Here is a 22342-nt window from a genome sequence, read left to right as displayed (position 1 = left end):
ATGAACCTCGTCGTCGTCGAGAGCCCCGCAAAGGCCAAGACCATCAACAAATATCTGGGCCCGGACTTCACCGTCCTGGCGTCCTACGGGCACGTCCGCGACCTGCCGTCCAAGGACGGGTCGGTGCTGCCTGACGACGATTTCGCCATGTCGTGGGAGGTCGACGCCAAGGCTTCCAAGCGGCTGAGCGAGATCGCCGAGGTCGCCAAACGCTCCGACCGCGTCATCCTGGCGACCGACCCCGACCGCGAGGGCGAGGCCATCAGCTGGCACGTGCTGGAGATCCTGACCAAGAAGAAGGTGCTGAAGGACACGCACGTCGAGCGGGTCACCTTCAACGCCATCACCAAGAGCGCCGTGCTCGAGGCGATGGCCAATCCGCGCCAGATCGACATGGAGCTGGTCGAGGCCTACCTGGCCCGCCGGGCGCTGGACTATCTGGTGGGTTTCACCCTGTCGCCGGTGCTGTGGCGCAAGCTGCCGGGCGCGCGCTCGGCCGGGCGGGTGCAGTCGGTCGCCCTGCGCATCGTCGTCGATCGCGAGCTCGAGATCGAGGCGTTCAAGGCGCAGGAATACTGGTCCGTCGAGGCCGACCTGGCCGCCGACAGCCCGCCCTTCACCACGCGTCTGGTCAAGCATGCCGGCAAGCGGGTGCAGCGGCTGGACATCACCTCGGAAGCCATGGCGGCCGCGGCGCGCGACGCCATCAAGGCCGGGACCTTCACCATCAGCTCGGTGGAGAAGAAGCCGGTCAAGCGTGCGCCGGCCCCGCCCTTCATGACCTCGACCCTGCAGCAGGAGGCCTCGCGCAAGCTGGGCTTCACGGCGCAACGCACCATGCAGGCGGCGCAGAAACTGTATGAGGGCGTCGACGACCAGGGCGGTCTGATCACCTATATGCGGACCGACGGTCTGTCGGTCAGCCCGGAGGGGATCGCCCAGGCGCGCGAGGTCATCGGCGACCGCTTTGGTCCGGCCTACGTCCCGGAACAGCCCCGCTATTACAAGACGAAAGCCAAGAACGCCCAGGAAGCGCACGAAGCCATTCGTCCGACCAACATGACCCGGGCGCCGGAGACCCTGCGTCTCGATGGCGACCTGCAGAAGCTGTACGAGCTGATCTGGAAGCGGACCATCGCCAGCCAGATGGAGTCGGCGCGTCTGGACCGGACGACGGTCGAGATCGAGGAGCCGACCGGCCAGACCGGGTTGCGCGCCACGGGTCAGGTCGTGGCCTTCGACGGCTTCATGGCCGTTTACGAGGAAGGCCGCGACGATAAGCCCAAGGACGGCGGCGACGACGAGGACGACACGACCCGCCTGCCCGCGCTGAAGGAAGGCGCGATCGCCAGGGTCGAGGCGGTGCGCACCGACCAGCATTTCACCGAGCCGCCCCCGCGCTTCTCGGAAGCGACCCTGGTCAAGAAGCTGGAAGAGCTGGGCATCGGCCGGCCGTCGACCTACGCCTCGATCCTGACGACCCTGCGCGACCGCGAATACGTCCGCATGGACAAGAACCGGTTCATCCCGGAGGACAACGGACGGCTGGTCACGGCCTTCCTCGAACAGTTCTTCACCCGGTGGGTCGAATACGATTTCACCGCCGCGCTCGAGACCCGGCTGGACGAGGTCTCGGCCGGCGAGCTGGACTGGAAGGTGGTGCTGCGCGAGTTCTGGCAGCAGCTGAAGCCCGCGACCGAGGCCGTCACCGCCCGTCAGGGCGTGATCGACGAGCTGGACACGGCGATCGGCCCCTTCCTGTTCCCGGACAAGGGCGACGGAACCGACCCGCGGCTATGCCCCCTGTGCAAGAGCGGCCGGCTGCATCTGAAGGCCAGCTTCAAGATGCGGTCGTCCTTCATCGGCTGCTCCAACTATCCGGAATGCCGCTACACGCGCGGGTTCGGCGCGGCCAGCGAGGTCGAGGACGGCGGCGACCGGGATCTGGGCGTCGATCCGGCCACGGGCCAGCCCGTAGCGCTGAAGATCGGCCGCTTCGGGCCGTATGTGGAAACGACGCCGCCGGGCGAGGAGAAGCCGAAACGCTCGTCCCTGCCCAAGGGCTGGTCGCCCGCGTCGCTGACGCTGGATCAGGCGCTGCGCCTGCTGGCCCTGCCGCGCGAGGTCGGGATGCATCCGGAGGACGGCAAGCCGATCACGGCCGGCCTCGGCCGCTATGGCCCGTTCGTGCTGCACGCCGGGACCTACGCCAATGTCGCCGACATCGACGAGGTGTTCGAGGTCGGGCTGAACCGCGCGGTCGTGCTGCTGGCCGAGAANCCCCGAGGACGGCAAGCCGATCACGGCGGGTCTGGGACGCTACGGTCCGTTCGTGCTGCACGCCGGGACCTACGCCAATGTCGCCGACATCGACGAGGTGTTCGAGGTCGGGCTGAACCGCGCGGTCGTGCTGCTGGCCGAGAAGCGGGCCGGCAAGTTCGCGGGGCGCGGCGGGGCCGCGGCGCCGCTGAAGGACCTGGGGGCGCACCCGGAGACGGGCGAGCCGATCCACGTCATGGCCGGGCGGTTCGGCCCCTATGTGAAGTCGGGCAAGATCAACGCCACCCTGCCCAAGGGCACGGCGCCGGAGGATCTGACGCTGGAACAGGCCCTGCCGCTGCTGGCGGCGCGGGCGCTGGCGGCCCCGGCGAAGGGGAAGAAGGCGCCGGCGGCCAAGAAGGCGGCGGTGAAGAAGCCGGCGGCCGCGGCCAAGAAACCGGCCGCCAAGAAGGCTGCGGCGAAAAAGCCTGCGGCCAGGAAGACCGCCAAGCCGGCGGCCTGACCACACTTTCTCCCTCCCCACTTCGGGGGAGGGAGAATGCCGTCACCGTTTCAGCAACCTGTCCCTCGCCGCGTTCAGGCGGGCGGCGAGGCCTTCGGTGCCACCCTGGTCCGGGTGGGCGCGGCCCATCAGGCGGCGCCAGGCCGCGTTGACGGCTTCGGGCGAGGCGTCAACGGCTACGCCGAGGATCGACCGGGCTTCGGAATCGGACAGGGTCTCGGTCCGACGCGCCCCGACGACCCGCTGACGCGACGCCACCGTCAGCCACAGGCCCGCGCCGATCAGGCCCACGGCGGGCAGCCAGGCTCCGCGGAAGGCCAGCAACACCCCGCCCCCCAGCATGACCGCGCTGAACAGGGTGGCGGCGACGCGCCACTGACCCCGGCGGGGGCCCTCGCTCTGGCGTCCCAGCCGGACCAGGGCCCAGACGGCGATGGCGGCCAGGACCAGCCAGATGAGGCTCAAGACGTCATGCCGCCGCGTCGAGCGGGGCGTCCAGGGCGCCGCTGTCCAGACCCAAGGCCTGCATCAGATTGCGCATCTCCTGGCGGGCGGCGACGTGGGCCAGGGACACCGCCACGGGCCGGACGTCGTTGGACAGGTCGGCCACGGTCAGGCCGAACGGGAACAGTTCGCGATAGATGACGCGGTCGCGCAGGCCCGGCCCCATGCGGAAGCCGACGCGGCGGGCCAGCTTCTCCATCCGCTCTTCCAGCCGCTGGCGGTTGCGGGCGGCGGCGACGGCGAGGCGGTTGGTGACCACGATCCAGTCGATCTGGGCATGACGGCCCTGGGTGATGGCGCGCTGTTTGCGGGCCTCCCAGACGCTTTCGGAATAGATCGAGGGCTTGAGCAGGTCGAGGGTGACGGGATCCACCGAACCCAGCAGGTCGAAGTCGACGAAACTGTCGTTCATCGGGGTGACGATCTGGTCGGCGAGGCCGTGGGCCGTGCGCGACAGCAGGGTGTCCCCGCCCGGGGTGTCGATCAGGATGACCTCGGCCGAGGCGCGCGCCTCGGCGAAGGCCGCCTCGAACCGGGCCAGTTGCTCACCCTCGCCAGCCCGGGCCAGGGCCTTGCCGTCGCCCATGTCGGGCTCGATCGGCATCGGGAGGGTCTGGCTGTTGCCCGCCATCCAGGCGGCGCGATTGGCGAAGAATTTGGCCATCGACCGCTGGCGCAGGTCGAGATCGATGATGGCCACGCGCTTGCCCGCGTGCAGCAGGGCGGTGACGATGTGGATGGCGAGCGTGGACTTGCCCGCCCCGCCCTTCTCGTTGCCGACGACGATGACCGTGGGGTCAGCCATGGGGACTCATACCTGTGTGGGGCCGCCGACTCAGACGCGCGGCCAGGACAGGCAGAATCGCGGCCGCGGGGCCCGGCGTCAACGCAGCGGAACGGCAGGGCTGTGGATGCGCGGCTCAGGCCGTGCGGCGGCACCAGGGATCATCGACTCCCGCCGCGGCGCAGACGGCGGCGGCGCCCGCGGCCGGAGCGCGGACCTTGAGCCGGGTCAGGCGGCGACCGCCGACGTCGACGGCTTCATAGACCGGCGACAGGCCATCGAGGGCCCAGGCGGCCCCGCCGCTCTTGAGGCGGGCCCAGGCGGCGCGGGCCGAGGCTTCGCTGGAATAGGCGCCCAGCTGCACCAGGCCACGGCCGGCGGCGGGCGCGGCTGTCGTCGCTGCCGGCCGGTCCTTGATGGCGGGCCGAAGCCCGGCGCTGACGGCGGCGGCGTCGATCCGGGTCGACACCTGTTGCGCCACGGCGTCGGCCATCGCCGGCGCGGCGGCCGCCACAAGGCGCGGGGCGGCGCGTTCGACCATGCCGTTCATGTCGGCGTCGCGAGCGTCCCAGAGGGCATGGGGATCCAGCACCTCGACCCGGATCGCGGGACGCAGGGCGGGTTCGGCGGAGGCGCGGTGAATTGCGGGCGCGGGCCCAGGCTGGCGCTGACCATCCAGCGGGATCGCCGCCACGGATTCCGCAAGGGTCTCGAAACGATTCGGATCACTCTCGACCATGCCGCAGGCGCTCAGGCCCATGGTGGCGAGAAGGACAAGCACTGGACGGATCAGGAGGCTCGGCGTCATAAGCCAACCCTCGCACGGCGGCCTTTGCCGCACGGTTCACAAGCACGCTTAAGGCGAAGGGTTAATCCGTTCATCATGACCGAGCCCGATTCCCTTCCCGTCGTCCGCACGGTCGCCGCGCTGCGTGAACAGGTCAGCGCGTGGAAACGCCATGGGTTCACCGTCGGCTTCGTTCCGACCATGGGCGCGTTGCACGAAGGTCACTTGACCCTGGTCCGAGAGGCCGGCCGTCGGACGGACCGCGTGGTCGCCAGCGTCTTCGTCAATCCCACCCAGTTCGCCGCGCACGAGGACCTGGGGTCATACCCCCGGCGGGAGGCGCAGGATGCGGAGATGCTGGCCGGCGCGGGTTGTCATCTGTTGTTCGCGCCCACGGTCGAGGAAATGTACCCCGAGGGGTTCGTCACCGCCGTCAGCGTCGGCGGGCCGTCGGCGGGGCTTGAGACCGACTTCCGTCCGCACTTCTTCGGCGGCGTGGCCGTGGTGGTGGCCAAGCTTCTGAACCAGGTCCAGGCGAACGTCGCCGTGTTCGGCGAGAAGGACTATCAACAGTTGATGGTGGTTCGCCGGATGGCCCGCGACCTCGACATCCCGACCGAGATCGTCGGTTCTCCCACCGAGCGCGACGGCTACGGCCTGGCCCTGTCGTCGCGCAACGCCTACCTCGGCGAAGCCGAACTGGAGACCGCGCGGCGGCTGAACGGCGTGCTGGCCGAGGCCGGGGCGCAGGCGACGGCGCGACGTCCGCTGGCGGCGATCGAACGCGACGCCCACGCGGCCCTGCTGAAGGCGGGGTTCGAGCGGATCGACTACGTCGCCGTCCGGCGCGCCGACGATCTGGCGCCCTTCCGCGACGGCGTGGTGGATGCGCCGGCCCGCATTCTGGCGGCCGCCTGGCTGGGCCGGACGCGGCTGATCGACAACATGGCGGTTTCGCCGCCGACCTGACGCCCGGTCGGGCCGGATCAGCCGCAGTCGACGCGTTCGATGATCCCCGTCGCCTGATTGAAGCGGATATTGAGCCGATCGGGACGCAGGTCCTTCGTCGTCGGGCAGGTCGTGCAGACGATGCGGACGTTGGCCCCGGCCGGGAAATCCACCGCTCCGACATGGGAGCCAACCAGCGACCGCGACGCCACGGCGTCGCATCGTTCAGGACCAGGCGTCGCGCCCGGCGTTTCGACCGGGGCGCATGAGGCCAGCGTCATGGCGGCGGCGACAATCGCGCCCCTCATCCGCATTTGACCTCGCGGATGATCCCGGTCCGCTCTTCATAGAGGATGTTCAGTCGGCCCGGGTTGTAGTCCATCGTCACCGGACAGGTGGTGCAGGTGACGCGCCAGGTCTCGTTGGCCGGTCTGGGCGGCAGTTCGGTGCGGCTGCGGCCGAGGTAGCGCTGGTACTGGTCGGCCCGGCACGTGCTCGGGCCGTCGGAGGGCGCGGTCGCGCCGCCCTCTTCCATCGGCGCACAGGCGGCGGCCAGCAGGCCGGCGGCGAGGCTGATAAACAGGGTCTTCATCGGCGTCGTCTCCCTTGATGGCCTCAGCCGCAACGAACCTGTTCGACGATCTGCGTCTGCTCGTTGAAGAAGATGTTCAGGCGTTGAGGCGAATAGTCCTCGGTCACCGGGCAGGTCGTGCAGGCGACCCGGCGGTTCACGACGTCGACGGGAACGGGGATTTCGGTCTTCCGTTTCCCGACCAGCCATTGCAGCTCGCCGGCGCGGCACATGTCGACGGTCGGATAGGTGGGCCGGGAACCGACAGGCTGGCTCAGCTGCGCCTCTTCGACGGTGCGCGGCGCCGCGGCGTCAGAGGCGGGCGTCGAACAGGCGGCCAGGGCCGCGAGGGCGATCAGGCCGCCTTTTCCCAGCGGCCTTCGGGCGACTGTTTCCAGTAGGCCAGGTTGCCCCCCTGATCCTTCAGCGCCTTCCAGCGGACCCGTGCGCCGGTCAGCGCCGCCTCGTCCCGTCCGTCGAAGATGATGAAGCATCGGTCGAAGCCTTTCGTGTCGCCCAATTCAGAGCCGTCCACAATGAACAGCGCCTGAGCGGCGTTCGGGTTCTCGGTCGTTTCGGTCAGCAGGATGGGCTGGCGCGGCGCCTCCGCCTCCGTGGCCCGGCCGTGGGCCAGGAAGCTCTCGTCGCGATACGTCCACAGCCGCTCGTCGATATCGTCGAGCAGGCGCGGGTCAGACGCGCGGACCAGAGCCTTCCAGCCCCGTTCGCGCGTCTTCTCCAGCAGGCCGGGCAGGACCTGGTCCAGCGTCGAGCGCTCGAGATGGTAGAACCAGATTTCCGGTGCTGCCTCAGACATCCGGCTCTACCTCCCGCCCCCGCTCAGGACTCGTAGGCGTCGGCCACCATGCGGTCGAGCGTGCGGACGCCCCAGCCGACGGCGCCGTCGGGCACGGTCGGGTTCTTCGAGTCCTTGATCCAGGCGGTCGGGGCGATGTCGATATGCGCCCAGGGCGTGCCGTTGGTGAAGCGCTGCAGGAACAGGGCGGCGGTGATCGAACCGCCCGCGCGGCCGTTTCCGGTGTTCTTCACATCGGCGATCGGGGTGTCGATGTGGCGCTCGTAGGCGGCCGGGATCGGCATCCGCCAGGCGTTCTCGCCGACCTTGGGACCGGCGGCGAGGAAGTTGTTCGCCAGTTCGTCCGAGTTGGAGAAGACGCCGGCGTATTCCAGCCCCAGGGCCACGATCATGGCGCCCGTGAGGGTGGCCAGGTCGAGCATGAATTTCGGCTTGAAACGTTCCTGGGTGTACCAGAGGCAGTCGGCCAGGACGAGGCGGCCCTCGGCGTCGGTGTTCAGGACCTCGACCGACTGGCCCGACAGCGACATGACCACGTCGCCCGGCCGCTGCGCCGCGCCGTCGGGCATGTTTTCGACCAGCCCGAGAACGCCGACGACGTTGACCTTCGCCTTGCGGCCGGCCAGCGCGTGCATCAGGCCGGCCACCGCGGCCGCGCCGCCCATGTCCCACTTCATCTCTTCCATGCCGTCGGCCGGCTTGATCGAAATGCCGCCGGTGTCGAAGCAGACGCCCTTGCCGACGAAGGCGATGGGCTGGTCGCCCTTCGCGCCGCCGTTCCATTTCATGATGGCGACCTTGCTTTCGCGCACGCTGCCCTGGCCGACGGCCAGCAGGGTGCGGAAGCCGAGCTTCTCAAGCTCCTTCTCGCCCAGGATCTCGACTTCGAGGCCCAGTTTTTCGAGGCCCTTCACCCGCTTGGCGAACTCTTCCGGGTACAGGACATTGGCCGGCTCGCTGACCAGGTCGCGCGAGAATTCCACGGCCTCGGCCACGGCGGCGAAATCCGCCCAGGCGGCCTGGGCGGCCTTGGGGTCGGCGGCCACGATGCGGATGGTCTCGATCGACGGCGTCTTTTCGGGCTTCAGCGTCGTGCGGTATTTGAGGAAGCGATAGGCGGCCAGACGGGCTGCGAAGGCGGCGCGCGCGGCCTGGGCCGCCGACAGGTGTGACACATCGATGGTCAGCGCCGTCGCGCCCGACAGCTTGACCGCGTGATAGGCGGCGCCGGCGGCGGCCTCCAGGGCGAGGTCGTCGAATTTGGTCGGATCGCCCGCCCCCGTCAGGACGATGGCGCCCGCATCCACGCCCGCGGGAGCGGCCACGATCAGGGTGCTGTTGGACCCGCCGGTGAAGCGGCTGGCGGTCATGGCGCGGTTCAGGGCGCCCGATGTCGCGACGTCGAGGCGGCTGCCCGTCCCGACAAAGGTGCGTCCTTCATTGACGAGGACGGCGAGAACCTCGGGGGCGCTCGCGGACGCGACGAATTCGATCTTCATTTACTACTCCCGCCGGGCGGTACGCCCCGGTCTGGTGTCGATTGGGATGAGCGCGCGCGGTTTCACGGGCGCGGTCGGGTGTGTATTAGATGCTCTCCCTCGCCGCCGCCTGCAACGGGCGATTTCTCCTGAACATGACCCTGATCCAAGGCTATCTTTTCCGGCAGATCGCCCGTCCCGTCGTCGGCGCGTGCGCCGCCCTGACCGGAATCGGCATTCTCAGCCAAAGCCTGGATCAGCTCGAGGTCATCGTCGAACGGGGCCAGAGCGTCTGGGTCATGATGAAGCTGACCCTGCTGGCCGTGCCGCAGTTGCTCGCGGTGATCGTGCCCATCGGCCTGTTCGTCGGCGCCTTGATCGCCCTGACCCGGCTGCAGCGCGAGCAGGAGCTGACGGCCGTCTTCGCCTCGGGCGTGACCCGCTGGCAAGCGATCCGGCCGGCGATCCGGCTGGCGACCATCGCGGCCTTGGCGACCCTGCTGATCACCACGGTCCTCATGCCCTGGGGCCAGCGTCAGGCCCGCGCCGAGGCCTTCGCCATCCGCACCGACCTGGCCGCCGTGCTGATCGAGGAGGGGCGCTTCGTCCAAGGGCCCAACGGCCTGACCGTGTATGTCCAGCAGATCGAGCAGAACGGCCTGCTCAAGAACCTGTTCGTCTATGTCGACGAAGGCGACAAGGTCACCACCTGGGATGCGGCCGAGGCGCGGTTCGGCCGGATCGACGGAACCCCTTTCCTGACCCTGGTGAACGGATCGCGCCAGAGTTATTCGTCCCGCGGAGTCCTTGAATACATCTCGTTCGGCCGCACCGTGGTGGACCTTTCACCCTATGCCGACGTCACGGACCGAATTCGCTACAAGCCGTCGGACCTGTACCTGCCGCAGCTGTTCAACCCGTCGCCGCAGGACCTCGAGAGCGTGGGGTCGGCCGGCGAACTGAACGCGGAGGGCCATTCGCGGCTTTCGGCCCCGCTCTACGCACTCATGGCCATGGCGATGGCCCTGACCGCGATCATGGGCGGCCAGTTCAGCCGGACCGGCTACAGCCTGAGAATCGCCAAGGCCGCCGCGGCGTTCCTGATCGTCCGCGTCGCCGGCTACGGCATCGTTTCGGCCAGCGCCTGGAACGGCTGGCTGAACGTGTTCCAGTATGTGCTGCCGATCGTGGCCACGGCCATCTCGCTGAGACTTCTGTTCCGGGCGCTGAAGCCGCGACGCAGCCGGGCCTGGCCCGCCCTGGACCGGCTGAAGGCGAGGTTCGCATGAGCCGGATCGCCCTGCCCGTCCCGCGGCTGCGTCTGGGCCGCATTGAACGCTACGTCCTGGTCCAGCAGGCGCGATCGCTGGCCATCGCGCTGGGCGTGATCGGCGCCCTGATCATGCTGATCGATTTCGTGGAGATTTCCCGCGGCGTGGGATCCGACGTCGATCTGTCGGGCGTCCGCATTCTCGGGCTGATGCTGCTGAAGTCCCCGCAGGTGATCCTGCAGTTGCTGCCCTTCGTCTTCCTGTTCGGGACGCTGGCGGCCTTCGTCGGCCTGAACCGGCGCAGCGAACTGATCGCGATGCGGGCGGCCGGCGTGTCCGCCTGGCGATTCGTGCTGCCGGCGGCGGGCGCGGCCTTCATGTTCGGCGTGGCAACCGTCGCCGCCCTGGGACCGCTGGCGGCGTCCGCCGACGGCCTGTTCCAGCGCGAGCGGTCCCGGCTGTCGGGTTCGGCGGCGGCGGGCGCGACCGAACAGGCCGTGTGGATTCGCGAGGGGGACGATACGCGGCAGATGGTCATCCGCGCGGCCCGGCAGGATCGCGCCAACGCCCGCCTGCTTGGCGTCAGCTTCTTCATCTACACCAACGACGGCGCGGGCATGCGCACCTTCTCGGAACGGATCGACGCCGCCTCGGCGACGTTGGCGGCCGGACGGTGGCGCCTGGTCGACGCGGTCGGGGCCCAGATCGGCCAGCGGGCGGTGCAGTACGCCACCCTGGACCTGCCTTCCAGCCTCGCGGACGACGAGGCGTTCGAGCGATTCGCCCGACCCCAGTCCACCTCCTTCTGGTCCCTGCCGGCCCAGATCGCGCGCGTCGAGGACGCGGGCTTCTCGTCCACCGCCTACCGGCTGCGCCTGCAGCAACTGCTGGCCACGCCCCTGATGTTCGCCGCCATGTCGATCCTCGCCGCGGCGTTCTCGCTGAGGCTGATGCGGCTGGGCGATCTGGCGAAGATGAGCGTCGCCGCCGTGGTGCTGGGGTTCGGCTTCTTCTTCGTCAACCAGGCCGCGTCGGCCTTCGGCTCGGCCGAGGTCATCCCGCCGTGGCTGGCGGCCTGGCTGCCGCCGTTGCTGACGGCGCTCGCCGCCTTCACCTTGCTGTTCTATACCGAAGACGGCTAAGCGAACCCCCGCCCCGTCCGCCATCCAGAGTGAATTTGCATGCAGCGTGACCGCCGCGCGCCCGACACGGCAGCCCTGCGCCGCCGGCTCCTGGCCGGGGCGGCCGCCGTCGCCCTCGCCGCGTCAGGCTCTGCCGCCTTCGCGCAGACAACGGCCGCCCCCGCCCCGCCCCCCTCGCCCGTTCCGGCGCCGACGGGCCCGGACGGGCTGACGCCCGACGCCGTCTACATCGAGGCCGACGTCGCGGCCCGGGCCGGCGACGTGATCTCCGCCAGCGGCGCGGGCGAAAGCCGGGTGCTGGCGCGCTTCCGGGGCGCGACCCTGAGGGCCGGCGACGTCAGCTATGATCTCTCGTCCGGCGTCGCGACGGCCAATCGGCGGGTGGAGTTCACCGATCCGGGCGGGACGGTGATCTTCGCCAGCCGCCTCGAGCTCGATTCAGACCTCAAGGCCGGGGTCGCCGTCGATTTCGCCACCCGCTTCACCAACGGCGCCAGCCTGATGGCGGCCACGGCCGTGCGCCGCAGCGAGAACGTCAACGAGCTGAACTACGCCATCTTCACGCCGTGCCCGATCTGCGACGCCGAAGGCAATCCGAAGGAACCCAGCATCTCCATCCAGGCGGAGAAGGTGGTTCAGAACGAGGACCTGCGAGCGATCCTGTACCGCAACGCCCTGTTCCGCGTCGGCGGCGTGCCGGTCTTCTACCTGCCGTTCTTCGCCCATCCGGATCCGACGGTTGAGCGCGCGTCGGGCTTCCTGGTCCCGATACCCAGCTACGACGAGGGCCGGGGTCTTAGCCTGGAGGTTCCCTACCTGCACGTCGTCTCGCCTTCGGAAGACTGGCTGATCAGTCCCCAGTTCAACACCGATGTGGCTCCCCTGCTGAACCTGCAGTGGCGGCGCCGGTTCGCGAACGGGACGGTCGTGGCCCGCGCCGGCTATACCTATGAGGAGAATTTCGGGGATTTCGACGGTCCCGACCCGGACAACCTGCCCGACATTCCCATCGCAGCCGAGCACCGCAGCTATCTGCTGGCTCACGGCCGGTTCGACCCGGACGGCCCCTGGCGCGGCGGGTTCACCGCTGAACGCACCTCGGACAAGACCCTGTTCGACCGGTACGACATCCGCGATCCCTATCAGGACAACGGCCTCTACTATGGCGATCGCCGCCGTCTGATCAGCCAGGTCTACCTCGAGCGCCAGACCCTCCGGTCCTACCTTTCCATCGCCGCCTTCGACATGCAGAGCCTTCGCGTCGCGGTCCCGAACGTCGACGCGCCGGGCCTGAACATATTCGAGAGCGACGACAGCCTGCCGTTCGTCGCCCCGTTGATCGAGGCCCGGTGGGAACCCGACGGGCCGGTGCTGGGCGGGCGCCTGAGGCTGCGCGGCGCCGCCGTTTCGCTGTACCGCGACGCCTATGTCGGCAGTCCGGTTCTCCGGCCCGAGATCGTCCCGACCGGCTCAATCGTGGGCCTGCCGGGTGTGGACAGCCGCCGCGTCTCCGGCCAGGCCGAATGGCGTCGGGCCCTCACTTCGCGGGCGGGCGTGCGGTGGGAGCCGTTCGTCGACGTGCGCGCCGACGCCTATTCCGTCGGCGACCTGCCGCCGATCCTGGGCCTTGACGACGAAACCATCACCCGCACCCGCGCCACCGCCGGCCTGGACGTCAGCTATCCCCTGATCCGGCGCATGGGCGACAGCGCCGACCTGATCCTCGAGCCGATGGCGCAGATATCCGTATCGACCGATCCGGACCTCGACGCGCGAATTCCCAATGAGGACAGCCAGACGCTGGAACTGGACGAGAGCTCGCTGTTCCGGATCGACCGTTTCCCCGGCTACGATCTGCTGGAGGGCGGACTGCGCTTCACGGCGGGTATGCGCGCCACGCTGCGCTGGGACCAGGGCCGGCAGGCGAGCCTGTTCATCGGCCGCAGCCTGCGAGACGCTGAACAGCCGGCCTTCCGGGTTCCCGTTCCGGATGCGCCGACGCAGGTCTACGACCCCTCCGGACTGGCGTCGGACACCTCGGACTGGGTCGTCCAGGGCAGTTTCTCCCCCTCCGACCGGATTCGCGGCTGGGGCCACGCGACGATCGATTCCTCGGGCGAGATCCGCCGGGCCGAGACGGCCGTGGACGGCCGCTGGGGCCGCCGTAACCTGGCCACGGTCAGCTACATCATCGACCGGTCCAACCCGGTCGCCGGACCGCTGAATCGCAACTATGAATTCGTCCAGCTTTCGGGCCAGCAATTCCTCTACGGCAACTGGGGCGTGGCCGCCGCCGGCATCGCCGACCTCGAGCGCGACGTGATAACCCGCTCGGAAATCGGACTGCTGTTCGACGACGATTGTTTCCGGTTCGAGCTGGGTTGGCGGCGCGACAATACCCGCGTCCGCCCGACGGGGCCTTCGGAGGGCGTCTATGTGCGCCTAAACCTCGCCACTTTCGGCGGTACAGGGTATTGACGCAGCGACAGGCGCTGGACGCCGCGCGGCCCGGGGGCGCGCGGGAAGATTATCCGGATCAAATCCGGCCAACGCCGCTTGAGGAATACGGACTGACATGGGTTTGACGCGTTACATGACGGGCGTGGCGATGGCCGCCCTCCTGGCCGGTACGGCCGTGGCCCAAACCGCCCCCGTGCAGGCTCCGGCCGCGGCGGGATCGCTGAATCCGGCCGCCGAGGCGGCTCCGGCGCCGGCTCCGGTCGCGCCCGCGTTCCAGATGTCCGACGGCATCCTGGCCACGGTCAACGACAGCGTCATCACCGGGTTCGACCTGCGCCAGCGCATGCTGCTGTTGATTGCCATGACCCAGGTCCAGCCGACGGCCGAGAATATCCCCGCCATCCAGCAGCAGGCGCTGAACCTGCTGATCGACGAGCGACTGCAGGCCCAGGAGCTGACCAAATACGAAGACCTGGTGGTCAGCGACGAAGACGTCGACCGGGAGCTGGCCGCCATGGCCCAGGAAGTGGGCGCCGCGCCCGCGACCTATCTCGACTTCCTCGCCCAGGGCGGGATTCGCCCCTCGACCCTGCGCGAACAGCTCCGGACCCAGATCGGCTGGTCCCAACTGGTCGGCGGCCGCTTCCAGAGCCGTGCCCGGGTCAGCAGGTCGGCGGTGGACGCAGCCCTCCGCCAGGCCGGCGAGGCGGCGTCGAAGAAGCAGTATCTGATCGGCGAAATCTATATCGAGGCCAGCCGCGTCGGCGGCCAGCAGGCCGCGTTGAACGGCGCCACGCAGCTGGTGCAGCAGATGGTTCAGGGCGCGCCCTTCCAAGCCGTCGCCCAGCAGTTCTCGGCCGCCCCCTCGGCCACCCGCGGCGGCGACGCCGGTTGGGTCGTGGAAGGCACCGTCCAGCCCGCCCTGCAGCAGGCCCTCGATCAGCTCGACGTCGGCCAGCTGTCGCGCCCCATTCCGGTCGATGGCGGCGTCTATATTGTCTATATGCGCGACAAGCGGGACGGGGCGTCGGCGAGTCTGGTGCAGATCAAGCAGGTGATGATCGAGCTGCCGGAAACCGCGACCGAGGCGGATGTGGCCGCCGCCACGGCGCGGCTCGAGGCCCTGCGGCCCCAGCTGACCTGCGATACGATGCTGCAGCGCGCCACCTCCGAACAGGGTCTGCTGGGCTCGGACCTCGGCGAGGCCGATGTCCAGAACCTCGCGCCGCAGTTCCAGCAGGTCGCCCGCTCGGCCGAGGTCGGCTCGATCAGCACCCCGGTCCGCACCCCGCTGGGCGTCCATCTGCTGGCCGTCTGCGGACGCCGGGCCGGCGGCATCGAGGCGCCCGACGCGCGCGCCGTCGAGAACCAGCTGTTCCGTCAGAACCTCGCCACCCTGGCCCGGCGCTACATGCGCGACCTGCGTGAGGACGCCCTCATCGAGATGAAGTGATGACCGGCCCCGCGCCGCTGGCCCTGTCGATGGGCGAACCGGCGGGCGTGGGACCCGAGATCATCGCCGCGGCCTGGACGGCGCTGAAGACCAGCGGCCCCGTCTTCGCCGTCGTCGGCGACGCCGCCCTGCTGCGCGCCCAGGGCCAGCCGGTCCAGACCGTGCTGTCGCTCGCGGACGCCCCGGCCGTGTTCGGCCGCGCCATCCCGGTGCTGGACATTCCCCTGCCCGCCGCCGTCGCGCCCGGACGGCCCGAGGCCGCCAACGCCGGCGCCGTGGCCGACTGGATCGAGCAGGCGGTCAACCTGGCCCTGTCGGGCGAGGCCTCGGGCGTGGTCACGGCCCCGATCGCCAAGGCCCCGCTCTACGCCGCCGGCTTCCGCTTTCCGGGCCACACGGAGTTCATCGCCGAACTGACGGCCGACATCCCCTTCGCCGGCACGCGCGGGCCCGTCATGATGCTGACGGCGAAGGACCTGCGCGCCTGCCTGGTCACAATTCATTCGCCGCTGGCCGAGGTCCCCGCGCTGATCACCGTCGAGCGGGTGTGCCGCACGGCGCGGGTGGTCCACGAGGCGATGAAGCGCGACTTCGGGATCGCGGCCCCCCGGCTGGCGCTGGCGGCGCTGAATCCGCACGCGGGCGAAGGCGGCGCGATCGGTCTGGAGGAGATCGAGGTGCTGGGCCCGGCGGCGCGGGCCCTGCGCGCCGAGGGGATCGCCATCACCGACCCCCGGCCCGCCGACACCCTGTTCCACGACGACGCCCGCGCGACCTATGACGCCGTCCTGTGCCTGTATCACGACCAGGCCCTGATCCCGGTCAAGACGCTGGACTTCTGGGGCGGGGTCAACACCACCCTGGGCCTGCCCGTGATCCGCACCTCGCCGGACCACGGCACCGGTTTCGACATCGCCGGCGAGGGCCTGGCCCGGGCCGACAGCCTGATCGCGGCGGTGCGGCTGGCGGGGGAGATGGCGGCGGCGCGGGCCGGGGTGGTCAGTGGTTAGTGGCTGACGCCCCCACGTCCCTTCTCCCCTTGGGGGAGAAGGTGGCCCGGAGGGCCGGATGAGGGGAAGGCCCGACCCGGACCGGCTGCGGCGCCCGAGCTTGCGAGCCCCTGCAGGGCCCGGTTTCCTTCCCGGAGGAAAAGGGGAGGAACGACAATCTCAGGTTTGTAAGGGGTAGCCATCGCCACGCCCGCTCGCCATCATCCGGCGATCCGAGAATGGAGCGAAGGCGATGTTCCAGACCCAGCCGCGGACGCGTCAGGCGAGGCGTATGCGCGCGGACCTCACCGGCGCGGAGGCGAGGTTGTGGGCCATGTTGCGAGGACGGCGCTTCGAAGGTCTGAAGTTCCGGAGACAAACTCCGGTGGCGGGCGCGATTCCTGACTTCGTGTGTCCGGAGATCAGACTTGTGATTGAGCTGGACGGCGGAATTCACGACCTGAAGGCCGCTGAAGACGCCGCCCGCGACCTTCGCCTCGCTGAGGCGGGTTTCACGGTGCTGCGGTTCAGGAACGAGGCGTTCCTGCGCAATCCCGGGATCATTCTGGCCGCAATCCGCGAGCATGCCGTCGTGTGGAAGGTTTGATCCGTTTTCCGCAGGCCGGCGGGAAAAGGGTTGGCGCCGAGCCTGCGGCGGGCTTACCCCTCATCCGGCCCTTCGGGCCACCTTCTCCCCCAGGGGGAGAAGGATTGTTGATGCGGACCTGATGTGACCGACCTCCCCACGCTCCGCGAATCCCTCGACGCCCACGGGCTGTCGGCGAAGAAGAGCTTCGGCCAGCATTTCCTGCTGGACCTGAATGTGACGCGCAAGATCGTGCGTCTGGCCGGCCCGTTCGAGGGCCGCGCGGTGATCGAGATCGGCCCCGGCCCCGGCGGCCTGACCCGGGCCCTGCTGGAAGGCGACGCCGGCAAGGTGGTTCTGGTCGAGAAGGATCCGCGCTTCCTGCCCCTGCTGGCCGAGCTGGACGATGGTTCGGGGCGTCTGGTCGTGGTCGAGGCCGACGCCCTGAAGGTGCGCGAGGCCGATCTGGTCGAGGGGCCGGCGCATGTGGTGTCGAACCTGCCCTACAACGTCGGCACGCCGCTGCTGATCAAATGGCTGACGGGGCCGTGGCTGCCGCACGCCCTGACCCTGATGTTCCAGAAGGAGGTGGCCGAGCGCATCGTGGCCGCGCCCGGAGACGACGCCTACGGCCGTCTGGCGGTGATCAGCCAGGCGGTGTGCGAGGCCCGTCTGGTCATGCACCTGCCCGCCGCCGCCTTCACGCCGCCGCCGAAGGTGGCCAGCGCGGTGGTGCATCTGGTTCCGCGCGTGGACCGGCCGGACGCGGAGACGCTGAAGCGGCTGGAACGGGTGACGGCGGCGGCGTTCGGGCAACGGCGCAAGATGCTGCGGTCCAGTCTGAAGACCCTGGGCGGGGCGGCGTTGTGCGAGGCGGCGGGGATCGAGCCGGATGCGCGGGCGGAAGTGGTGGACGGACCCGGCTTCCTCAGGCTGGCGAACGCGCTGGCCTGAAAAGGCCCGCAAGTCTCGTATCACCGATACGTGGATTGTGCTCAACCACAGCGCGTGCTCATATTCTTCAGGGAGCGCCGGTTTGACGCCGGCAGAGGGACAGGAGCGCGTCTTGCACAAATCCGTTTGCTGCGTTCCGGCCATGCTGGCCGGCTTGGCAATGGCCGGGTCAGCCGCGGCGCAATCGCCGGCCCCGTTCAGCGCGCGGCTGAACAGCGCCAGCCAGCCGCTACTGAGTTATCCGATCGAGCAAAGCTTCACTGAGTATGTGCGCGATTGCAGCGGTCAGATCCCGCTGACCATACGCAGACCCGGCCTATTAGGCTCGACACGGCAGGTGTCGGCGATCGACCCGCGTATCATCGGGCGGCTGAACCTGACGGCGAATCCGACGATCCTGAAGGATCTCGAAATGAGCCTCGGCCGGGTGTTCGGCCATGTTTACAGCTCACGGGATGTGAGCGCCGCCACCTTCGAGAACAAGAACTTCCTTCGGCTGACCTATGAGGACAGGGACAAGATTCTCCAACCCGGCTTCCCCTCGACCCGGCTGGAAGCCAGCTGCATCAGCATCCTGGCCGGAGCCTTGAGCGCCAACGCCGACTTCGCCTTCCCGACGGCCACCCTGCAAGCGGCGCTGGAGGCGGAGTCCAGGAGCGACAGCCGATCAACGATGGAGGTCGTCCGCGGCCGCTTCAACTCGCCCGTCTGGGAAATGTGGGACGGATCGACGATCGAAAACATCGATCGCGCGCGGCACAAATTCTACGCGGGCATCCTGTTCTGGGACTGGTACATCCCGGGGCCCGGCAACCGGTCTCTGCTGGAGTATTTCGATGGAACCGTCATCTACCGGCAGACACGGACCGAGACTGACCAGCAGACCGATGCGGAAGCCTCTGGCCGCCTCAACATCCCCATGTTCACCGCGGCGGCCTCAGTCGACGGCGAGTTACGGCAACAGTCATCCTATGCGCTCGAGGATTTCCATGTCCTGATCGACACGCCACGCACCGGAGCGCCGGCCACCACGGGTTGGCGAGCCTTCCCGGACCTCGCAGCGATCGTAGCCGCCGTCGAGAACGCTTCGCCTGCAGAGCTTTCAGCTCCCGACGGCCCGATGATCGACCCGACGCAGCCCAAGATGTTGCATGCCGACATCCAGTCCCTGCCCGCCGCCTATTGCAACCGTTCATCCTGGCAAGTGCGCGATAGCCGATCCGCGACCGGGCCCAGCTCGCAGCTGGCCTTCGCGAGCGATCCCCTGCAGGTGCGCAAGGACAACCTGACCGTTTGCCGGTTCCAGATCAGCTATACGCCGACGGCCTCCACGACCACGGGCGATGTGGCCTTGACCCCCTTCCTGGCAAGCGCGAACGAAAAGAGCCAGCAGCGCCTCTGGCTCAAGCTCGGAGACGTCACGCTGACGCGAAATGCGGGGCCCGAGCTTCACCGTCTCAGCCAGCAGGGACCATCCGTCTATCCGGTGAACGGCTCCATTCCGGAAGCGTCGGATATCCAATGGAGCATCCGGTTCCAGCTGCGAAACATCGGGTCCTACAACGACACCGACCGGATCATTCTGGATAATCTGCGGCTGGATTGCGCGGACGTGATGACCAACGGCGCCGAGTTCGCAGCCACGTTCGACGGCCCCCTCACAGGGTCGTCGAGAACGCTGGTCCTGACGATCCGCAACCGGTTCCAGGGAGCGTTAGCCACGCCGTTCGACACGGTCCAATGCCCGGTGACGGGCGAGGTTGGCTACAGGTCGCCCTCGGGAGCGATGCTCTGGCGGCGGGTCGAAAACCTTACGGTGAACTTCCCGCAGCCCCGCCCCCAGCAGCCCATGGCCGCCCCAGCAGCGAACCGACCCTGAGAGCCGCCAGCAAAAAAGGGCCGCCCCCTCGCGGGAGCGGCCCTTCCATTGTCAGCCGGCGAACGGCTTCGTCAGGCGACAGACCCCGCCAGAGGGGAGGCCGGGCTCATCCGACGGGCCGCGCGCGGCGTGAGACAATGAGACATTCGACCACCTCCTTTCGTTGTTGAAACAGTGCGTTGGAGATAGGCGCCGTCCGGTCGCGGTCAAGAGGCGGCGCCGCGCGCACCTTGCGGTCGCCGACCCGGGACAATCGCGGCTCGATATCCGCGACATCCGGCCCGTGACAGGGGCGACATCAGCCATATCCGCGACAATTGCCGGCAATCCGCCGCCAGCCAGACAATTCTCTCAGATCACGCCTTTGATCCGAAGGGGTTTTCCCGCCGAAACAGCGTCATGAACCCGCCGCAGGAAGCGGCGGCCCGATAATGGCGGGATGGAAGAGACAGGCAGGAAACGCCGCCGAAATCCCTACCGCATCCGCCGCGAGGAGGTCTGGACGCTGGTCCGGGCGCGGTATCTGGCGGGCGAGAGCGCGCCGCGGCTGGCCGAGGTGTTCGACGTGACCGAATACGCGATCCGGCGGCGGATCACGCGCGAGGGATGGAGCAAACGGTCGCTGGCCGAGGCGACGCCGGTCTGTCCCGCCGACGCGGGTCTGGCGGAGGCAGTCGTCGGGCAGATCGACGGGGATCTGACCCCGCGCGAGGCGGCGCGGCTGGCGCTGGGCGAGGCGGTGAAGCTGTTGCGCGAGGGGCGGATGACGCTGGCCGGCGAGGCTGCGCGGGTGGCCGACGTGCTGGGACGGGCGGCGGCGCGGCTGGACGGGACGGCCCCGGAGGATCCCGGCGAGCCTGACGAGGCGGCGTTCGAGGCGGTGCGGCGGAAGCTGCTGGGCGAGGATTGGGGCGGTGGCCCCTCCACCGCTTCGCGGTCCCCCTCCCCGCACAGCGTGGAGGAGACGGTTTGAACCTGGAGGTGCGATTGGCCGCCCTGTCGCCGGCGGAGCGGCAGATACTCGGCGCCGACTGGACGAAGGCGGCGCATCAAGGCCAGAAGCCGCCGGAGAGCGACTGGCGCACCTGGCTGGTGCTGGGCGGGCGCGGCGGGGGCAAGACGCGGGCGGGCGCGGAATGGGTGGCGAACCGGGCGCGCGACGGCTCGCCGGGCGGCGGGCGGATCGCCCTGGTCGGACAGAGCCTGCATGACGTGCGCGAGGTGATGATCGAGGGGCCGTCGGGCCTGTGCGCCCTGCCCCGCTACGCCATCGGCGGACGGCCGCAATGGGAGGCGAGCCGGCGGCGGCTGGTGTGGCCGAACGGGGCGGTGGCGATGGTGTTCTCGGCCGAGGATCCGGAGTCGCTGCGCGGGCCGCAGTTCGGGGCGGCGTGGGCGGACGAATGGTGCGCCTGGCGCAAGCCCGAGGCGACGCTGGCCCTGCTGCGGATGGGATTGCGGCTGGGGCGGCGGCCGCAGCTGGTGGTGACCACGACGCCGAAACCGATGGCGGCGCTGAGACGGTTGCTTAAGGAGGCGGGGCTGGAGCGGACGGACCTGCCGACGCGCGTCAATGCGGGCAACCTCGCCCCCGCGTTTCTGGACGGACTGGAAGGTCTGTACGGCGGCACCCGGCTGGCGGCGCAGGAGCTGGACGGACGGGTGGTCGAGGGCGACGGGGCGCTATTCACGCTGGAGATGATGCAGGCGGCGCGATTTCCCTCCCCTTCATGGGGAGGGACGGCGAGGCCGCAGGCTGAGCCCGGGTGGGGTCAGAAAGGGCCTGGGTGCGGACATGCGGGCCCCACCCTGTCGTCGCTGCGCGCCGACATCCCTCCCCACAAGGGGGAGGGAGAAGGCGCGTTCGAGCGCGTCGTGGTGGCCGTCGATCCGCCGTGCTCGACCGGGGGCGACGCGTGCGGGATCATCGTCGCGGGCCGGAAGGGCGGCATGGCCTGGGTGCTGGCCGATCGGACGGTGCGCGGGCGGTCGCCGCAGGGCTGGGCCCGGGTCGTGGCGCGGGCGGTCGAGGCGTTCGGGGCCGTTCGCGTCGTGGCCGAGACCAACCAGGGCGGGGAGATGGTCGAGGCCGTGCTGAAGACGGCGGGCGTCGGCTGCCCGGTGAAGCGGGTGCATGCGCGCTTCGGCAAGCGGGCCCGGGCCGAACCGGTGGCGGCCCTCTACGAACAGGGGCGGGTGCGGCACTGCGCCGACCTGGCCGAACTGGAGGAGGAGCTGATGGGGCTGGGCGACGCCGGCGGCGGCAGTCCCGACCGGGCTGATGCGCTGGTCTGGGCGGTGACGGACCTGCTGATCGACGGAGCGGGCGCCGGGCCCTCGGTCCGCGTGCTCTAGACCGCCTCGTTCAGCAGGGCGTCACGCCAGGCGTCGACCCAGACGTTGCGGAACCGCCGCGAGCGTTCGGCGTGGTAGATGTGGGCCAGTTCGGCGTAGCTGCGGTCGAAGTCGTCGTTGACGAAGATATAGTCGAAGTCGCCGCAGTGCTCGATCTCGCCCTTGGCGTTGGCGATGCGGCGCTCGATGACCTCGTCGGCGTCCTGGGAGCGGGTGACGAGGCGGCGACGGAGCTCCTCGAGGCTGGGCGGCAGGATGAAGACGCGGACGGCGTCCTCGGGGCATTTGCGGGCGATGTCGCGGGCGCCCTGCCAGTCGATGTCGAACAGGACGTCGCGCCCTTCGGCCAGGGCGCGGTCGATGGGGGCGCGCGGGCTGCCGTAGCGGCTGCCGTGGACGTCGGCCCATTCGAGGAAGGCGTCGGCGTCGATCATGCGCTGGAATTCGGCGTCGTCGACGAAGTGATAGTCGCGGTCCGCCACCTCGCCCGGCCGGATGCCGCGCGTGGTCATGGAGACGGACAGCTCCAGCCCGCCGTGGTCGGCCATCAGGCGGCGGCACAGGCTGGTCTTGCCGGCGCCN

At 69.5% G+C, this 22342-nt stretch carries 20 protein-coding genes and 2 pseudogenes; 13 read left to right on the top strand and 9 right to left on the bottom strand.

What is annotated here, in order from left to right; genetic code table 11:
• Both topA and ASD25_RS32695 read left to right on the top strand, forming a co-directional pair.
• Positions 1-2279, top strand: a pseudogene (gene topA / locus ASD25_RS28210) (type I DNA topoisomerase); the annotation flags it as partial.
• Position 2280: 1 nt separating this feature from the next.
• On the top strand, positions 2281-2782 hold a 502-nt coding region (locus tag ASD25_RS32695; protein WP_304439671.1), incomplete at its 5' end, for a topoisomerase C-terminal repeat-containing protein.
• A gap of 42 nt (positions 2783-2824) precedes the next feature.
• Here the strand turns inward: ASD25_RS32695 and ASD25_RS28205 are convergent.
• From ASD25_RS28205 to ASD25_RS28195, 3 genes are all read right to left on the bottom strand, one after another.
• Entirely contained in the window at positions 2825-3247 is a 423-nt protein-coding gene (locus tag ASD25_RS28205; RefSeq protein ID WP_055830278.1) for a molecular chaperone DnaJ, read from the bottom strand.
• Between the two features lie 4 nt (positions 3248-3251).
• Positions 3252-4091 (bottom strand): division plane positioning ATPase MipZ, encoded by an 840-nt coding sequence (locus ASD25_RS28200; protein WP_055830276.1) that lies wholly within the window; start codon positions 4089-4091, stop codon positions 3252-3254.
• A gap of 115 nt (positions 4092-4206) precedes the next feature.
• A complete protein-coding gene (locus ASD25_RS28195) occupies positions 4207-4851 on the bottom strand; it encodes an SPOR domain-containing protein (protein ID WP_235561748.1) in 645 nt (214 codons plus the stop codon).
• Between the two features lie 102 nt (positions 4852-4953).
• Between ASD25_RS28195 and panC the strand changes: the two genes are divergently transcribed.
• Positions 4954-5826 carry a pantoate--beta-alanine ligase gene (gene panC / locus ASD25_RS28190; protein WP_055830273.1) on the top strand — a complete coding sequence of 291 codons (873 nt, stop codon included), beginning with the start codon at positions 4954-4956 and terminating at the stop codon, positions 5824-5826.
• Between the two features lie 17 nt (positions 5827-5843).
• Here the strand turns inward: panC and ASD25_RS28185 are convergent, their stop codons facing one another.
• The 5 genes from ASD25_RS28185 to ASD25_RS28165 form a co-directional block, all read right to left on the bottom strand.
• Positions 5844-6113 (bottom strand): hypothetical protein, encoded by a 270-nt coding sequence (locus ASD25_RS28185; protein ID WP_156376963.1) that lies wholly within the window; start codon positions 6111-6113, stop codon positions 5844-5846.
• Positions 6110-6397, bottom strand: coding sequence for an I78 family peptidase inhibitor (locus ASD25_RS28180; RefSeq protein WP_055830269.1), 288 nt, complete (start codon positions 6395-6397; stop codon positions 6110-6112). The genes ASD25_RS28185 and ASD25_RS28180 overlap by 4 nt, the downstream gene beginning before the upstream one ends.
• Positions 6398-6420: 23 nt before the next feature.
• On the bottom strand, positions 6421-6609 hold the full coding sequence (locus ASD25_RS33480) for an I78 family peptidase inhibitor (protein ID WP_055830267.1): 189 nt from the start codon (positions 6607-6609) through the stop codon (positions 6421-6423).
• Positions 6610-6731: 122 nt separating this feature from the next.
• Positions 6732-7193: a DNA polymerase III subunit chi gene (locus tag ASD25_RS28170; RefSeq protein ID WP_055830265.1), complete on the bottom strand. Its 462-nt coding sequence runs from the start codon at positions 7191-7193 to the stop codon at positions 6732-6734.
• 23 nt (positions 7194-7216) lie between these two features.
• Positions 7217-8692, bottom strand: coding sequence for a leucyl aminopeptidase (locus ASD25_RS28165; protein ID WP_055830262.1), 1476 nt, complete (start codon positions 8690-8692; stop codon positions 7217-7219).
• A 134-nt stretch (positions 8693-8826) separates the two neighbouring features.
• Between ASD25_RS28165 and ASD25_RS28160 the strand changes: the two genes are divergently transcribed.
• From ASD25_RS28160 to ASD25_RS28115, 10 genes are all read left to right on the top strand, one after another.
• Complete coding sequence (locus ASD25_RS28160; protein ID WP_055830260.1) at positions 8827-9960, top strand: LptF/LptG family permease; 1134 nt, start codon at positions 8827-8829, stop codon at positions 9958-9960.
• A complete protein-coding gene (lptG, locus tag ASD25_RS28155; protein WP_055830258.1) occupies positions 9957-11084 on the top strand; it encodes an LPS export ABC transporter permease LptG in 1128 nt (375 codons plus the stop codon). Before ASD25_RS28160 ends, lptG begins: the two co-directional genes overlap by 4 nt.
• A 39-nt stretch (positions 11085-11123) precedes the next feature.
• Positions 11124-13562: an LPS-assembly protein LptD gene (locus ASD25_RS28150; protein ID WP_055830256.1), complete on the top strand. Its 2439-nt coding sequence runs from the start codon at positions 11124-11126 to the stop codon at positions 13560-13562.
• Between the two features lie 97 nt (positions 13563-13659).
• Positions 13660-14997, top strand: a complete 1338-nt coding sequence (locus ASD25_RS28145; protein ID WP_200943749.1) for a peptidylprolyl isomerase — start codon at positions 13660-13662, stop codon at positions 14995-14997.
• Positions 14997-16007, top strand: coding sequence for a 4-hydroxythreonine-4-phosphate dehydrogenase PdxA (gene pdxA, locus ASD25_RS28140; protein WP_055830254.1), 1011 nt, complete (start codon positions 14997-14999; stop codon positions 16005-16007). The genes ASD25_RS28145 and pdxA overlap by 1 nt, the downstream gene beginning before the upstream one ends.
• A 232-nt stretch (positions 16008-16239) precedes the next feature.
• Complete coding sequence (locus ASD25_RS28135; RefSeq protein WP_055830252.1) at positions 16240-16593, top strand: endonuclease domain-containing protein; 354 nt, start codon at positions 16240-16242, stop codon at positions 16591-16593.
• Between the two features lie 123 nt (positions 16594-16716).
• Entirely contained in the window at positions 16717-17526 is an 810-nt protein-coding gene (gene rsmA, locus ASD25_RS28130) for a 16S rRNA (adenine(1518)-N(6)/adenine(1519)-N(6))-dimethyltransferase RsmA (protein WP_055830250.1), read from the top strand.
• A 142-nt stretch (positions 17527-17668) separates the two neighbouring features.
• On the top strand, positions 17669-19405 hold the full coding sequence (locus ASD25_RS28125; RefSeq protein ID WP_156389498.1) for a hypothetical protein: 1737 nt from the start codon (positions 17669-17671) through the stop codon (positions 19403-19405).
• 439 nt (positions 19406-19844) lie between these two features.
• Positions 19845-20378, top strand: coding sequence for a hypothetical protein (locus tag ASD25_RS28120; protein ID WP_055830246.1), 534 nt, complete (start codon positions 19845-19847; stop codon positions 20376-20378).
• Positions 20379-20392: 14 nt separating this feature from the next.
• On the top strand, positions 20393-21760 hold the full coding sequence (locus tag ASD25_RS28115; protein WP_156376961.1) for a DNA-packaging protein: 1368 nt from the start codon (positions 20393-20395) through the stop codon (positions 21758-21760).
• On the opposite strand, the pseudogene gmk reads toward ASD25_RS28115, so the two are convergent.
• Positions 21757-22341: pseudogene (gene gmk, locus ASD25_RS28110) on the bottom strand (guanylate kinase); the annotation flags it as partial. The gene ASD25_RS28115 and the pseudogene gmk overlap by 4 nt on opposite strands.
• Position 22342: the final 1 nt, after the last annotated feature.

It is taken from the genome of Brevundimonas sp. Root1423, from assembly GCF_001426805.1.
This window is presented reverse-complemented; position numbering and strand designations above follow the sequence as displayed.